A 12,491-nucleotide genomic window follows, 5' to 3' on the forward strand; every position below is an offset into this window, starting at 1 on the left:
GCGGGGGGCGACAAAAGGAAGCAGGTTGCTGCTAATCTTCGGAAATGCAGCGTCGCCCTCGGCGCCTGAGCGTCCCGCCCCGGCCAGGGCTCTGCGAGGGGCGGGGCGGCGGCCGCTCCCATGGAGACAGATGTGACGGACACGGAGCTGGACCAGCGCAAGCGTGAAGCCGCCGAATGGTTTTCGACCTTGCAGGGGCGGATCATCGCCGCCTTCGAGGCCTTGGAGCGGCGCGACGGCGCCTATGAGCCCGAGGCCGAGCCGGGAACCTTCGTCCTCTCGCCCTGGGAGCGGACCAACCATGACGGCGCGCCCGGCGGCGGCGGCCGGATGGCCTTGCTCAAGGGGCGACTGTTCGAAAAGGCGGGGGTTCACGTCTCCACCGTCCACGGAACCTTCGCGCCGGAATTCGCGCGCCAGATTCCGGGCGCGGCGGCCGATCCCCGATTCTGGGCGGCCGGCATTTCGCTGATCGTCCATCCGCGCAATCCGAACATCCCGGCCGCCCACATGAACACAAGATTCGTGGCGACCTCCAAAACCTGGTTCGGCGGCGGCGCCGACCTCACCCCGGTGCTGATGGCGCGCCGCAGCCAGGACGACCCCGACACGCAGGCCTTTCACGCGGCGATGCGCGGCGCCTGCGCCGGCCACGCCGTCGCCGATTACAACCGGTTCAAATCCTGGTGCGACGACTACTTCTTTTTGCCCCATCGCAATGAAGCGCGCGGCGTGGGAGGAATATTCTACGACGAACTCGAAGCCGGAGGCCAAAATTTCGGCCCCGCCTTCGCCTTCACCCGCGCCGTCGGCGAGGCCTTCGCCGATATTTACCCGAGGCTGGTCGAGGCCAATATGGGCAAGAGCTGGACGGCGGCGCAGCGCGAGGAGCAACTCGAACGGCGCGGCCGTTACGTCGAGTTCAACCTGCTCTATGATCGCGGCACGATTTTTGGTCTGAAAACGGGAGGCAATATCGATTCGATTCTCTCCTCCATGCCGCCGGTGGTGACATGGCCATAAGTTCTTCCAAGCAGATGGGGACCCCCAAAATGGAATTCCGCCCAGGCGATCTCGTGCAATTGAAGTCCGGCGGCCGGTCGATGACCGTCGTCAAGTCCGACAAGACCAGTGTCGATGTGATCTGGTACGGGGAAAGCGACGACGCGATCCACACCGCGACCATCCCCGCCGCCTGCCTCGACGTGATCGAACTCGACGACGACGAGGATTTCGAAGACGACGAGTAAGCCGCAGCGCAGCGACCGCCAAATCCCGCCGCGCGGCCTCTCCCGCCGCGCGGTCTCCCGTCGGATGACGCACACGCGAATCCTCGCTATCTTTCAATCATGCGCCGCCTTCATCTGCTCCGGCACGCCCATGCCGCGCCCCCGGGAAAATATCGCGACCACGAAAGGCCGCTCACCACCGCCGGGCGCGCGGCGGCGGCCCAGGTCGGCCGCGCCCTGACGGCGCGCGGCGACCTCATCGACATCGCGCTGTGCTCCGACGCCGCCCGCGCCCGCGAAACCCTCGACCTCGTGCTCGAGACCTCCGGGGCGACGCCCGAGCTGCGCCTGGAGCGCGGCATCTACCAGGCGGATTGCGAGGAGATCGCCGCGCTGCTGCGCGTCCTGCCGGACGAGGTCCGCACCGTGCTGGTGGTCGGCCACAATCCAGGCGTAGGCGAATTCGCGGCCGCCTTCGCCGGCGGCGGGTCGACGCCGGACCTCGACCGTCTCAACCGATTTTTTCCGCCGGCGGCGCTGGCCTCGTTTGAAATCGCGGCGCCGTGGAACGAATTGTCATGGAAGGGCGGCCAATTGCTCGCGTTTCTGTCATGACCCTGTATAAGTCGCGTCGGGCGCCCCACTGAGACGAGACCCGCCCGGAGATCCGCTTGCCCATCCTCGACACACTCCTCGCCGAAGCCCGCAACGGCGCGGCCAATCTGTCCGACCTGATCCGTGGAAAAGGCCTCCGTCTCGGCGTCACCGGCCTGTCGCGCGCCGGCAAGACCGTGTTCATCACCGCGCTCACCCGCCAGCTCACTCTGCTCGGCAAGTCCGGCAAGAACGCCCTGCCCGCCTTCCGCGTCGCCGAGGAGGGCCGCATCATCCGCGGCAAGCTCGAGCCGCAGCCCGACGACAATGTGCCGCGCTTCGCCTATGAGGACCATCTCGCCGCCCTCTCCGGCCCCGAGCGCCACTGGCCCGAATCCACCCGCCAGATCTCGCAGCTCCGCCTGCGCCTGGACTTCGAACGCCGCGAAGGTTTTCGCGCTGGCGGATCGTCGCTGACCATCGACATCGTCGACTATCCCGGCGAATGGCTTTTGGACCTGCCGCTGCTGCAAAAGACCTATGCCGACTGGTCCCGCGAAACTTTTGAAGCCAGCGCCGGCGCCGCCCGCGCCACGCTCGCCGCCGAGTTCCGCTCGTTTTCGCGCTCGCTCGATCCCGCCGGCCCGGAAGACGAAGGCGTGGCGCGAAAAGCGGCGGAAAAATTCACCGCCTATCTGCGCGCCTCGCGCAGCGAGTCCTACGCGCTCTCCACTTTGCCGCCCGGCCGTTTCCTCATGCCGGGCGATCTCGAGGGCTCCCCCGCCCTCACTTTTGCGCCTCTGCCGCTGCCGGAAGGTTTTTTCGCCGCGCCGGGCACGCTCGCCGCGATGATGGAGCGCCGCTACGAGGCCTATAAAACCTTTGTGGTCAAACCGTTCTTCCAGAACCATTTCGCCCGGCTCGACCGGCAGATCGTTCTGGTGGACGCGCTGGCCGCGCTCAACTCGGGCGCGGAAGCCGTGCGCGACCTGCAACGCGGCCTCAACGACGTGCTCGCCGCCTTCCGCGCCGGCCACAACAGCTGGTTCAACACTTTGTTCCGGCCGCGCATCGACAAGATCCTGATCGCCGCGACCAAGGCCGACCATTTGCACCACCTCAGCCATGACCGTCTCGAGGCGATCCTGCGGGTGCTGGCGTCGCGCTCCATCGCCCGCGCCGAGGATTTTGGCGCGCAAGTGGACGTGGTGGCGCTCGCCGCGGTGCGCGCCACCCGCGAAGCCCAGATCAAATATGGCAAGGAGACGCTCGACGCCATTGTCGGCGTCCCGCTGGCCGGCGAATGCCTCGACGGCCACAAATTCGACGGGCGGACTGAGGCCGCGGTCTTCCCCGGCCAATTGCCCGAAGACCCCCGCCAGGCCTTCCGCGGCGACATGCTGGCGACGCCGGAACATATGGCCGATGTCCGCTTTCTCCGGTTCCGGCCGCCGCTGACGCCGCAGGGCGCGCCGCCGCAGCAGATCCGTCTCGACCGCGCCTGCCAGTTCCTGTTCGGAGATTGGATGCCATGAGCCAGTTTGACCCGAGCTCCGACGCCCCCCGCCCCGAGCGGCCGCGTCCGCGCGCCTTCCGCCTCGACCAGCTTGGCGAGGATATGGTCGCGCCCCAGCCCGATTATTACGAATTCGAGGCGGCGCAGGCCGCCGCCGCGCAGCCCTCCGTCGCCGCCGAAAAGGAGGAGCGCGCCACCGAGGAGGCGCAGGCCGAGGGCTTTGCGCCGAAGAAGGGCGGCTGGACCTGGGGCGGCGTGCTGCTCTCGGCGCTGGGCGCGCTGGTCTCGCTCTCCATCGCTTTGTGGCTGGACACGCTGATCGAGGAGCTGTTCGCCAAGAGCAAGGCGCTCGGCGCGCTGGGCCTCGGCCTCGCCGGCCTGATCCTGGTCGCCATCGGCGTGCTGGTCTCGCGCGAGATTTCCGTGCTCTACAAGCAGCGCGCCATTGCGCGGCTGCATCGCTCGCTCGCCATCGCCCATGAGAATGACGATGTCGGCATGGCCAAGGCGAAAGTGGCCGAGCTGATCTCGCTCTATTCGGACAAGCCGGAAATGGATGTCGCGCGCAAGCGCCTCAAGGAATTGCGCAATGAGATCATCGACGGCGCGGCGCGGGTGGAGATCGCCGAAAAGGCGCTGATGCCGGCGCTGGATTCGGCGGCGCGCGCGGAAATCGCCAAGGCGGCCAAGGCGGTGTCGCTGGTGACCGCCATCGCCCCGCGCGCCATCATCGACGTGGTCTTCGTCGCCGCGCAGGCGCTGCGCCTGATCCGCCGAATTTCGGAAATCTATGGCGGGCGTCCCGGCATGCTTGGCGCCTTCCGCCTGGCCCGGGCGGTGGGCACGCACCTGACCCTGACCGGCGCGGTCGCCATCGGCGATTCGCTGCTGCAGCAGATCGTCGGCCATGGCGTGGCCTCGCGCATTTCCTCAAGGCTCGGCGAGGGCGTGTTGAATGGCCTGCTGACGGCGCGCATCGGCCTGTCGGCCATGGCGGTGTGCCGGCCGATGCCGTTCATCGCGGAAAAGCAGCCGTCGATTTCCGACGTCGCGCCCTTCCTGCTGAAACGCGGCGACAAGGACAAGGCCGCGGGCTGACGGCGGTCCCCTCGCGGCCAGGGTCCTGTCAAGGGACCGGGTTTGACGCTGCAACCCGGCGCGCGCAGGCCGCGCGCCTCGTTGGCGCGCGAGCGTGAACACACTGAAACACATGACAAATCCGCGACTGACCCCTTGGTAACCCCTGCAACCTGTCGCGTGTCCTGCCGTTGGGGCATGTTGCTTCCCCAAGGGGTGGATCGAATGAAAGCGACGCGTCGAGGTCGCCATGCGTTCCGTCCCGTCGAAGCTGGGGGAGGACGCCATGAAGCAGCATCTCGAACGCGCGCTTTACGAGATTTGTTACGCGCTCGCGGAATTCGAGCAGGCCAGGGCCAACAGACATGGCCCGGGAAGCCCGGCGAAAAACGTCCATGTCGCCGAGAAGGCCGACAGCGTCATTGTCCTGCTCCGCCTGTCGCAATGGGCCCTGGAGACGGCGCTGCGCTGCATCCGCGACATCGATCGCGCCGCCGCCGCGCCGCCGGCGATGAGCGGTCGCGAGCCGCCCGCCGCCCCGTGACAGGCGGCGCGCCTTAGGACCGGCTCAAACGCGGAAAGGACATGGGGAATCGTTAACTGGCCTCGATTACGGTGCGGCAATTGCTTGGGCCCAGCCGCTCAGAGGTTTTTGCATCATGTCATTCGGCAAGCGAGGCGTGACGCCTCCGCAACAGGCTCCCGCGCCGTCCCCCGATGAGGAGGAGCCGGAGCCCCCCATCACCCGCCAGCCCCGGACGGTGGTGACGACCGAGAAGCTGAGCGTCCTCGATATCCTGCTCTATGGCGTCGGCTGCATCGCCGTGGCGGCCTGTCTCGTGCTTTATCTGAAGAAGACGCCGAGTCCCCCGCGCGAAAATCCCGTGCGCGAAAATGTCGTGCGCGAAGAGGTCGCGGAGCGGGCGCCGCCCGTCGCCTCCGACTATTCGCCGTTAGACGTCGTCCGGATCAATCTGGACAAGGGCGAAGCCGGACGCCTGTTCGACTTCGCGATCGTCGCCGCGCCCAGCGCCCGCTGTTTTGCCCGACTCAACACGGTCCGACCCTGGCGCCATCCCGGCTGGACCAACCGCGCGCTCGACGAGCCCAACAGGATCCTGAAATTCCAATATGAGGTGGCGGGGCTGGCGCTGAGCTGCCTGATGACCGAGGACCAGCGCCGGTTCTGCAAGCCCGCGGAGCGCGCCAAGATCAAGAAGGCGGTCGCGTTCTATCTCGGCAAATATCGCCGGGAAGTCGCCGCGAAAAACCGCGTGGTCAAGCCGCCGCAGGACAAGCTGTACAGGGCGCAGGACGAGATGTTCCGCACCCTCGCCGAGCGGATCAAGGCGTCGGACCCGGCCGCCGATGATGACGTGGGCGTCGACGACCCCGGCGAATTGTTCAAGGGCATCGCCAGCGTGACCGACGCGGGCTATTTCACCGCGGCCGATTTCGGTTCGGCCCCGGAATTCGCGCCCTACATCCGCCCGTCCCTGGCGAAACCCTGCGGGTGAGGCGCGCCCTCACCCCTGCGAGGCCGGCAGCTCCAGCACCAGCCCGTCGAGCTCGTCGGACAGCTTGATCTGGCAAGACAGGCGCGAGGTCGGGCGCGGGTCCACGGCGAAATCGAGCATGTCGCTCTCCATGGGCTCGGGCTTCGGCAGCTTGTCCGCCCATTCCTTGGCGACATAGACATGGCAGGTGGCGCAGGCGCAGGCGCCGCCGCATTCCGCATAAATCTCCTCGACGCCGGCGTTGCGCGCGATCTCCATGGCCGTCTGGCCAGGCTGGCCCTCCAGCTCGCGCTTTTCGCCCTTCGTATTGACAAAAATGACCTTGACCATGTGGTGTTTCCGATCTGGCGCCTAATTTTTCGCCTTTTAGTCGGGATCGGCGAAAATCGCCAGTTCAATCGGCGTGAGGCCCCGCCAGCAGCGCGCAGCCGGCGCCCACCTCTTCTGGCGCCGCGCCGATCTCCGCCGCGAACTGCAGCAGCAGCGTCTCGTCGGCGGCCAGATGCGCCATCACCCCGGCCAAAAACCCCGGTTCGGCCGCCGCCTGGCGCAAATGGGCGGGATCGAGTCCGCTCAGCGCCAAAAAACACTGGAGACGCTCGTCGTCGCCGGCAAGAAAGGCCAAACCCTTGATCGCCATATCTTCGGCGACTTCACGATTCATTTTGGGTTTTCGCGGGGCGCCGAGGACCAAGAGCGTTTCTCTTTTCAATGGAACAATTTGGCTCAAGTTCTACCCTGGGGTGAAGCGCATTTTCAATTCGTCAATGTCTGTTGGTTAGCTTGTCCGCGAGACTCCTGAGGTCGGGCGCGCCCGAAGCGGAACCCCATGGTAAAAAAAGTCCTGATCGTTGAAGACAACGAACTCAATATGAAGCTCTTCAACGATCTGTTGGAAGCGCACGGCTACCAGACCATCCAGACCCGCAACGGGGTCGAGGCGGTGTCGCTGGCGCGCGCGCATCATCCCAATCTCATCCTGATGGACATTCAGCTTCCCGAAGTGTCGGGCCTCCAGGTCACGCAATGGCTGAAGGACGACCCCGGTCTCGCCGACATTCCCGTGGTCGCCATCACCGCCTTCGCCATGAAGGGCGACGAGGAAAAAATTCTCCAGGGCGGCTGCGAGGCCTATCTGTCCAAGCCGATTTCCGTGGTCAAGTTTTTGGAAACGGTGCGGAAATTCATCGGAGACTAGGGCCTGTGAACGGATGTGGCATGAGCCGTGACGCTGGGCATTTTGGCTTGCGGGCAGGAGCCGGTTGCAGCCAATATCGCGGATATTGGCAAGACCGGCGACGCACTCCGCAAGCCAAAAGGCCCGCGCCCGAAGGGTTTGGCCGAAACGGCCGCCTGGTTCGTCTAAGTCGAGGGCCAATATTCTCAATATTGGCCCTCGACGTCTCCTGCCATGCGTCTCGTTTCGGCCAAATCCCGGCCCATGCCACATCCGTTCACAGGCCCTGCTCATGACCGCGCGCGTTCTGGTGGTCGACGACCTCCTCCCCAATGTGAAGCTGCTCGAAGCGCGCCTCACCGCCGAATATTTTGACGTGGTGACGGCCACCAACGGATTCGAGGCCCTGAAAATCTGCGAGCGCGGCGAATGCGATATCGTGCTGCTCGACGTGATGATGCCGGGCATGGACGGGTTCGAGGTCTGCCGCAAGCTCAAGGCCAATCCGGACACGCTGCATCTGCCGGTGATCATGGTGACGGCGCTCGACCAGACCTCCGACCGGGTCCGCGGACTCGAGGCCGGCGCCGACGATTTCCTCACCAAGCCGATCGACGAGATCGCGCTGATGGCGCGCGTGCGCTCGCTGGCGCGTCTGAAAACCTCGGTGGACGAGCTGCGCGCCCGCGCGGAAACCTCGGTGGCGCTTGGCGTCACCGACGCGGTGGACCACAGGCTCGACAGCGGGATCGGCGGCAGGGTGCTGCTGGTCGACGATCGCGTCAATTCCTGCGAGAAAATCCTGTCGGCCCTGAGCGACCGCTACGAGGTCGATGTCGAGCCCGACGCGGCCGAAGCCCTGTTCCGCGCCTCCGACACCCCTTACGAGCTGGTGATGGTCAGCCTTGGGCTCGCGGCTTACGACGGCTTGCGGCTGTGCAGCCAGTTGCGCTCGGTGGAGCGCACCCGCCACACGCCGATCCTGATGGTCGCCGATATCGAGGATCGCGCCCGCGTGCTGCGCGGCCTCGACCTCGGCGTGAACGATTATCTGGTCCGCCCCATCGACAAGAACGAGATCATCGCCCGCGCCCGCACCCAGGTGCGCCGCAAGCGCTATGCGGATTCGCTGCGCTCCAACGTGCAGGCGGCGCTGGAAATGGCGGTGGTCGACCCGCTCACCGGCCTCAACAACCGCCGCTATCTGCAGACCCATGTGGTCGGATTGATGGAGCAGAGCGCGCAAAAGGGCCGTCCGCTCTCGGCGATGGTGCTCGACATCGACCATTTCAAAGGGGTCAACGACACCTACGGCCACGATGTCGGCGACGACATTTTAAGAGGCTTCGCGGCGCGGGTGCGGCGCGTGGTGCGCGGCGCCGATCTGTTGTGCCGCTTCGGCGGCGAGGAATTCGTGATCGTCATGCCGGAGACCCGCCTGGCCGTGGCCCGGCTGGTGGCCGAGCGGGTGCGCGCCAGCGTGGCGGCGACGCCCTTTCCGATCTGCGGCGGCTTGGAGACGCTTGGCGTCACCGTGTCGATCGGCGTGGCGGCATCCCATGGCGGCGAAAGCCCGGACGCCCTGTTCAAGCGCGCCGACCAGGCGCTTTATCGCGCCAAGAGCGGCGGGCGCAACCGCGTGACGGTCGACGACGGCAGCGCCGCCGCCGCGTGAGCGTCAGCGCGCCTCGCCTTTCCGCCCCAGCAACACCAGGACGAGCTCCGCCTGGCTGTGCGTGTGCGTCTTCTGGAACAGACGCGCGAGATGCGTGCGCGCCGTCGAGCGGGCGACGCCAAGGCGCCGCGCCGCAGCGGCCACGCCCTCGCCGCGCAGCATTTCCTCTGCGAGCGCAGCTTCCGCCGCGGTGAAGCCGAAGGCGGCGAAGGCGCTTCCGCGGTCCGGCGCCGGTTCAATCATCACCAGCGCCGTCGGCCATGAGGGCAGCCGCCAGGGCAGATCGACGGCGACGGAGGTGACCAGCGCCTTGAGCGCGGCCCGGCCGGCGCGGCGGAGAACGATGGATTCGGTCGTGGCCGGCTTCTCGGCGCAACGCGCGATGGCCGCGCGCAATCTTGCGGCGTCCTCCGGGTCGAACAGGCGCGAGACGCCGCGCCGGGCGAGCGGCAGCCCGTCGACCAGCAAGGCGCGCGCAGGGGCGTTGGCGTCCAGCACCCCGCCGTCGCGGTCGACGAACAGCGCGGCCTGACGCGTCAGTTCGAAATGTTTCAGCGTGGCGACCGGCGCGTGCGTCGCCAAGGCCAGCCTTGTATTGACCTCCAGGGCGCGCATGAGGTGGGGGGCGATGCGCCGCATCAGCTCGAGCTGGCTGTCGTCGAAAGCTCGGGCGCCCTGCACGGTGAGAACCGTTTGCCGGGCGGCGTCGACCCGGAGAACCGCGCTCGCCATCGCCATGACGCCCTGGGGCCGCAGGAAATCATTATAAAATTCGGTTTTCTCGAGCTCAGCCGCGGGAACGACCATCCTGTCCGTCTGGACGGCGCCGACCGGCGCGTTGACCGAGGCGAGCCAAGCGGGATTGCGGGCGTGATAATAGCCGGTGTAGGCCTCGATCGTCGCCGCATCGACGCCGACCATGCAGCCCCAGCAGTCCTCCGGGCGCCGGCCGAGCCCGGCCAGACCGATGCTGGGAGCGCCGAGCGCGCCGGCGATGGCGGCAAGGGCCTCCGGCCAGGAGGTCATGTCGAGGCTGGCGGCATGGATGCTGTCCAGCAATTTGGGCAAGAGACCGGACGTCATGCCGCGCTCCCCGAAAATTTGGTCCGGATCAAATCAACAGTCGTATCCACTTCAAACAGCGCGAATCATTCTGGGGATATTTTCAGTTCGGTCAAACCCCTCGGCGGCGAAGGGGCGGCGCGACGATTGCAGTAACGCAAGGTCAACCGACCGCACTTGTTCCGGCGCTCCATCATTCGCATGACGACCCGCCGTCGGAAGGGGGGCAAGCTTCCGAGGCTACTCCCTTCAAAGCATTTCATTTTCCGCGCCGCGCGCCTCGATGAGGCTGGCGCCTCTTCAGCTTCTGGAGATCTCGGATGGACGATATTGCCGCCCTCTCGCCCGAACGCCTGTTCGCGCTGCTGCGCGCCGTTTCCGGATTCGAACGCCCCTCCGACGACGACCCGCGTGTTCCGCGCGGCCCCGCCGGTCCGGTGATCCGCGCCGCGCTCGCGCATGTTAACGTCTTCAATCCCCATCCGGAGCCATGGAAGACGAAGCGGGCCGACCTCGATCAAACTTCGGAGAGCGACTTCGGGCCTTATCCCCAACCGTGGCGCGTGCTGCTGGCGGAGCTGTTGCGCCGGCATCCGGAGCTTTGGGAACCTGTCCACGGCGGCCCCCTGGGCGCTGTCTCCCGCGCCGGGCTGGCGCGCGCGGTCGGCGAGGAAATCGTCGCGCGGGCGGAACTGATCCAGACGGTCATCCATGCGACCGCCGGAAAGGCAGCCGAACATGGCGGCGCCAAAGCCTTCATCCTCGACGTCATCGACGATCTGTGCCCGCCTCCGCCCAAAAAACCGTTTCCGTGGCCCCATGGCGAGCTGACCGGCGAGGATCTCGCCGTCATCGCCGCCACCCTGGACCTTGGCGCGCAGCAGACGGCGAGCCCGGCGTTGAGGGAGGCGCTGGCCGGCGCCGCCAACAGGCTGCTGCAACAGTCGCTGCGCCCCGAACTGCGAAGCTGAGAGGAGCCAGTGACCGCCCGCCCAGGCGGGCCCGCCGCGCGCGCCTCCCCCGCGCGCGGTTTCCTTCGTGTCCCCGCGCGCACTGGAATGGCGCGGCTCTTGCTCCCATCTTGGCGGCATGACGACATTCCGCCTGCGCATCGCGCAAACCCTCGCCGAAGTTCCGCCCGAAACCTGGGACGCCTGCGCCAACCCTCCCGGACAGACCGGCGAGGAGCGCTTCAACCCGTTCATCACTCATGCTTTCCTGCACGCTTTGGAGACGACCGGCTGCGTCGGCGGGCGCACCGGCTGGAGCCCTGCGCATGTTCTGATCGAGAGCGATGAAAAACTCGTCGCCTGCGCCCCCGCCTATTTCAAAAGCCATTCGCAGGGCGAATATGTTTTCGATCACGCCCTCGCCGACGCCTTTTCGCGGGCGGGCGGGCGCTACTATCCCAAACTTTTGTGCGCGACGCCGTTCACCCCGGTCAACGGCCGCCGCCTGCTCGTCGCCGCCGACGCCCCCCAAGGCGCGCGCGAAGCCGTTGTCGCCGGCTTGCGCCAGCTCGCCGCCAAAACCGAGGCCTCGTCGCTGCACGTGAATTTCGCCGATGCGCCCGACATGGATTTTTTGCGCGCGCGAAATTTTTCGCCGCGAAAAGGCCAGCAATTCCACTTTTTCAATCGCGGCTACGCCGGTTTTGACGATTTTCTGGGCGCCCTCGCCTCGCGGAAACGCAAAGCCATCCGCAAGGAGCGCGAACAGGCGCTTTCGGCAGGCATTGAAGTGGAATGGGTGACGGGCGCCGCCCTCACGGAAGCGCATTGGGATGCGTTTTTCGCGTTTTACATCGACACCGGAAGCCGCAAATGGGGCCGTCCCTATCTGACCCGCGCCTTCTTTTCCGCGCTCGGCGAAAAGCTCGGCGACCGCGTTCTTCTGGTGATGGCGCGACGAAATGGCCGCCCGATCGCCGGGGCGCTCAATCTGATCGGCGACGACGCGCTCTACGGCCGCAACTGGGGCTGCCTCGAAGACCACCCCTGCCTGCATTTCGAGCTGTGCTATTATCAGGCGATCGATTTCGCCCTGTCGCGCGGCTTGAAGCGGGTCGAGGCCGGCGCCCAGGGCGAGCACAAGTTGGCGCGCGGCTATGAGCCGGTGGCCACCTTTTCGGCGCACGAATTCCGTGATCCGCGGCTGGCCGCAGCGGCCGAGGATTTTTTCGCCCACGAGGGCGCGGCGGTGGAGGAAGTGATCGCCGAATATGCGGCCATGGCGCCGTTCAGGAAGGGGGAGAGTCCGACAAAATCATGACAGTTCTTTCGTTGTGTGCCAGTGTGGCGACATGGCCGATCCGCTCAGAGAATTCGTGATGGAAAGCGCACTCGCCCGCGCCGAGGAAACACTGCCCGACCGCCGCGCCTTCGGCCTGAACGCGCAGGATTGGAAAAGATTTGTCGAAGCCTTGGACACGCCGATCCGTCCCCTGCCCCGGCTCAAAAGCCTTTTCGCGACGTCGAGCGTGTTCGAGCGCGAAGACAAGAGCTGATGCCCTACTTTTGCTCGACCGTCTCGCGGTGGACAGCAGCGCGCGCGGGAAAGAGCTCGGCGCGAACTTCTGGGGAACGCGATGCTGCGGTCCTGCTCAAGGATGTGCGCGCGCTCGTGGGCGCCGCAAAGCCCGCTT

16 protein-coding genes are annotated in these 12,491 nt (G+C 66.4%); 13 read left to right on the forward strand and 3 right to left on the reverse strand.

Translation table 11 applies throughout. From position 1 onward, the window contains the following. Positions 1–120: 120 nt before the first annotated feature. The 7 genes from hemF (at position 121) to M2320_RS13730 (ending at position 5,933) form a co-directional block, all read left to right on the forward strand. Entirely contained in the window at positions 121–1,023 is a 903-nt protein-coding gene (gene hemF, locus M2320_RS13700) for an oxygen-dependent coproporphyrinogen oxidase (RefSeq protein WP_264597766.1), read from the forward strand. A 29-nt stretch (positions 1,024–1,052) separates the two neighbouring features. Next, complete coding sequence (locus tag M2320_RS13705) at positions 1,053–1,250, forward strand: YodC family protein (RefSeq protein WP_184427860.1); 198 nt, start codon at positions 1,053–1,055, stop codon at positions 1,248–1,250. Between the two features lie 99 nt (positions 1,251–1,349). Then, the gene (locus M2320_RS13710; RefSeq protein WP_184427861.1) at positions 1,350–1,844 is read left to right on the forward strand and encodes a SixA phosphatase family protein; all 495 of its coding nucleotides are present in this window, start codon (positions 1,350–1,352) and stop codon (positions 1,842–1,844) included. Positions 1,845–1,900: 56 nt separating this feature from the next. Further along, entirely contained in the window at positions 1,901–3,358 is a 1,458-nt protein-coding gene (locus M2320_RS13715; RefSeq protein WP_264597767.1) for a YcjX family protein, read from the forward strand. Further along, positions 3,355–4,437 (forward strand): YcjF family protein, encoded by a 1,083-nt coding sequence (locus tag M2320_RS13720; RefSeq protein ID WP_264597768.1) that lies wholly within the window; start codon positions 3,355–3,357, stop codon positions 4,435–4,437. The genes M2320_RS13715 and M2320_RS13720 overlap by 4 nt, the downstream gene beginning before the upstream one ends. Before the next feature lie 265 nt (positions 4,438–4,702). After that, on the forward strand, positions 4,703–4,960 hold the full coding sequence (locus M2320_RS13725) for a hypothetical protein (RefSeq protein WP_264597769.1): 258 nt from the start codon (positions 4,703–4,705) through the stop codon (positions 4,958–4,960). A 115-nt stretch (positions 4,961–5,075) separates the two neighbouring features. Further along, a complete protein-coding gene (locus M2320_RS13730; RefSeq protein ID WP_264597770.1) occupies positions 5,076–5,933 on the forward strand; it encodes a hypothetical protein in 858 nt (285 codons plus the stop codon). A 9-nt stretch (positions 5,934–5,942) separates the two neighbouring features. Here M2320_RS13730 and M2320_RS13735 read toward each other — a convergent pair whose 3' ends face one another. Next, positions 5,943–6,263 (reverse strand): 2Fe-2S iron-sulfur cluster-binding protein, encoded by a 321-nt coding sequence (locus tag M2320_RS13735; RefSeq protein ID WP_184427867.1) that lies wholly within the window; start codon positions 6,261–6,263, stop codon positions 5,943–5,945. A 64-nt stretch (positions 6,264–6,327) separates the two neighbouring features. Then, positions 6,328–6,597: a DUF3572 domain-containing protein gene (locus M2320_RS13740; protein ID WP_264597771.1), complete on the reverse strand. Its 270-nt coding sequence runs from the start codon at positions 6,595–6,597 to the stop codon at positions 6,328–6,330. Between the two features lie 165 nt (positions 6,598–6,762). Between M2320_RS13740 and M2320_RS13745 the strand changes: the two genes are divergently transcribed. The 3 genes from M2320_RS13745 (at position 6,763) to M2320_RS13755 (ending at position 8,785) form a co-directional block, all read left to right on the forward strand. Then, complete coding sequence (locus M2320_RS13745; RefSeq protein ID WP_184427869.1) at positions 6,763–7,131, forward strand: response regulator; 369 nt, start codon at positions 6,763–6,765, stop codon at positions 7,129–7,131. Between the two features lie 27 nt (positions 7,132–7,158). Continuing rightward, positions 7,159–7,299 carry a hypothetical protein gene (locus M2320_RS13750; protein ID WP_264597772.1) on the forward strand — a complete coding sequence of 47 codons (141 nt, stop codon included), beginning with the start codon at positions 7,159–7,161 and terminating at the stop codon, positions 7,297–7,299. Positions 7,300–7,402: 103 nt separating this feature from the next. Beyond that, positions 7,403–8,785 carry a PleD family two-component system response regulator gene (locus M2320_RS13755; protein ID WP_264597773.1) on the forward strand — a complete coding sequence of 461 codons (1,383 nt, stop codon included), beginning with the start codon at positions 7,403–7,405 and terminating at the stop codon, positions 8,783–8,785. A gap of 3 nt (positions 8,786–8,788) precedes the next feature. Here M2320_RS13755 and M2320_RS13760 read toward each other — a convergent pair whose 3' ends face one another. Continuing rightward, positions 8,789–9,868, reverse strand: coding sequence for a hypothetical protein (locus M2320_RS13760; protein WP_264597774.1), 1,080 nt, complete (start codon positions 9,866–9,868; stop codon positions 8,789–8,791). A gap of 299 nt (positions 9,869–10,167) precedes the next feature. Here M2320_RS13760 and M2320_RS13765 point away from each other — a divergent pair, with 299 nt between their 5' ends. The 3 genes from M2320_RS13765 (at position 10,168) to M2320_RS13775 (ending at position 12,353) form a co-directional block, all read left to right on the forward strand. Continuing rightward, positions 10,168–10,818, forward strand: a complete 651-nt coding sequence (locus tag M2320_RS13765; RefSeq protein ID WP_264597775.1) for a hypothetical protein — start codon at positions 10,168–10,170, stop codon at positions 10,816–10,818. A 118-nt stretch (positions 10,819–10,936) separates the two neighbouring features. After that, positions 10,937–12,118: a GNAT family N-acetyltransferase gene (locus M2320_RS13770; RefSeq protein ID WP_264597776.1), complete on the forward strand. Its 1,182-nt coding sequence runs from the start codon at positions 10,937–10,939 to the stop codon at positions 12,116–12,118. Positions 12,119–12,149: 31 nt separating this feature from the next. After that, positions 12,150–12,353 carry a DUF1778 domain-containing protein gene (locus tag M2320_RS13775; RefSeq protein ID WP_264597777.1) on the forward strand — a complete coding sequence of 68 codons (204 nt, stop codon included), beginning with the start codon at positions 12,150–12,152 and terminating at the stop codon, positions 12,351–12,353. The last annotated feature ends 138 nt before the right edge of the window (positions 12,354–12,491 follow it).

The organism is Rhodoblastus acidophilus, assembly GCF_025961575.1.
Classification (GTDB): Bacteria; Pseudomonadota; Alphaproteobacteria; order Rhizobiales; family Beijerinckiaceae; genus Rhodoblastus; species Rhodoblastus acidophilus_C.

Bases quoted from the DNA above. Each gene is read 5' to 3' on its own strand.
- hemF (WP_264597766.1), top strand. From the start codon at position 121: ATGGAGACAGATGTGACGGACACGGAGCTGGACCAGCGCAAGCGTGAA.
- M2320_RS13705 (WP_184427860.1), top strand. From the start codon at position 1,053: ATGGAATTCCGCCCAGGCGATCTCGTGCAATTGAAGTCCGGCGGCCGG.
- M2320_RS13710 (WP_184427861.1), top strand. From the start codon at position 1,350: ATGCGCCGCCTTCATCTGCTCCGGCACGCCCATGCCGCGCCCCCGGGA.
- M2320_RS13720 (WP_264597768.1), top strand. From the start codon at position 3,355: ATGAGCCAGTTTGACCCGAGCTCCGACGCCCCCCGCCCCGAGCGGCCG.
- M2320_RS13725 (WP_264597769.1), top strand. From the start codon at position 4,703: ATGAAGCAGCATCTCGAACGCGCGCTTTACGAGATTTGTTACGCGCTC.
- M2320_RS13730 (WP_264597770.1), top strand. From the start codon at position 5,076: ATGTCATTCGGCAAGCGAGGCGTGACGCCTCCGCAACAGGCTCCCGCG.
- M2320_RS13735 (WP_184427867.1), bottom strand. From the start codon at position 6,263: ATGGTCAAGGTCATTTTTGTCAATACGAAGGGCGAAAAGCGCGAGCTG.
- M2320_RS13740 (WP_264597771.1), bottom strand. From the start codon at position 6,597: ATGAATCGTGAAGTCGCCGAAGATATGGCGATCAAGGGTTTGGCCTTT.
- M2320_RS13745 (WP_184427869.1), top strand. From the start codon at position 6,763: ATGGTAAAAAAAGTCCTGATCGTTGAAGACAACGAACTCAATATGAAG.
- M2320_RS13755 (WP_264597773.1), top strand. From the start codon at position 7,403: ATGACCGCGCGCGTTCTGGTGGTCGACGACCTCCTCCCCAATGTGAAG.
- M2320_RS13760 (WP_264597774.1), bottom strand. From the start codon at position 9,868: ATGACGTCCGGTCTCTTGCCCAAATTGCTGGACAGCATCCATGCCGCC.
- M2320_RS13765 (WP_264597775.1), top strand. From the start codon at position 10,168: ATGGACGATATTGCCGCCCTCTCGCCCGAACGCCTGTTCGCGCTGCTG.
- M2320_RS13770 (WP_264597776.1), top strand. From the start codon at position 10,937: ATGACGACATTCCGCCTGCGCATCGCGCAAACCCTCGCCGAAGTTCCG.
- M2320_RS13775 (WP_264597777.1), top strand. From the start codon at position 12,150: ATGGCCGATCCGCTCAGAGAATTCGTGATGGAAAGCGCACTCGCCCGC.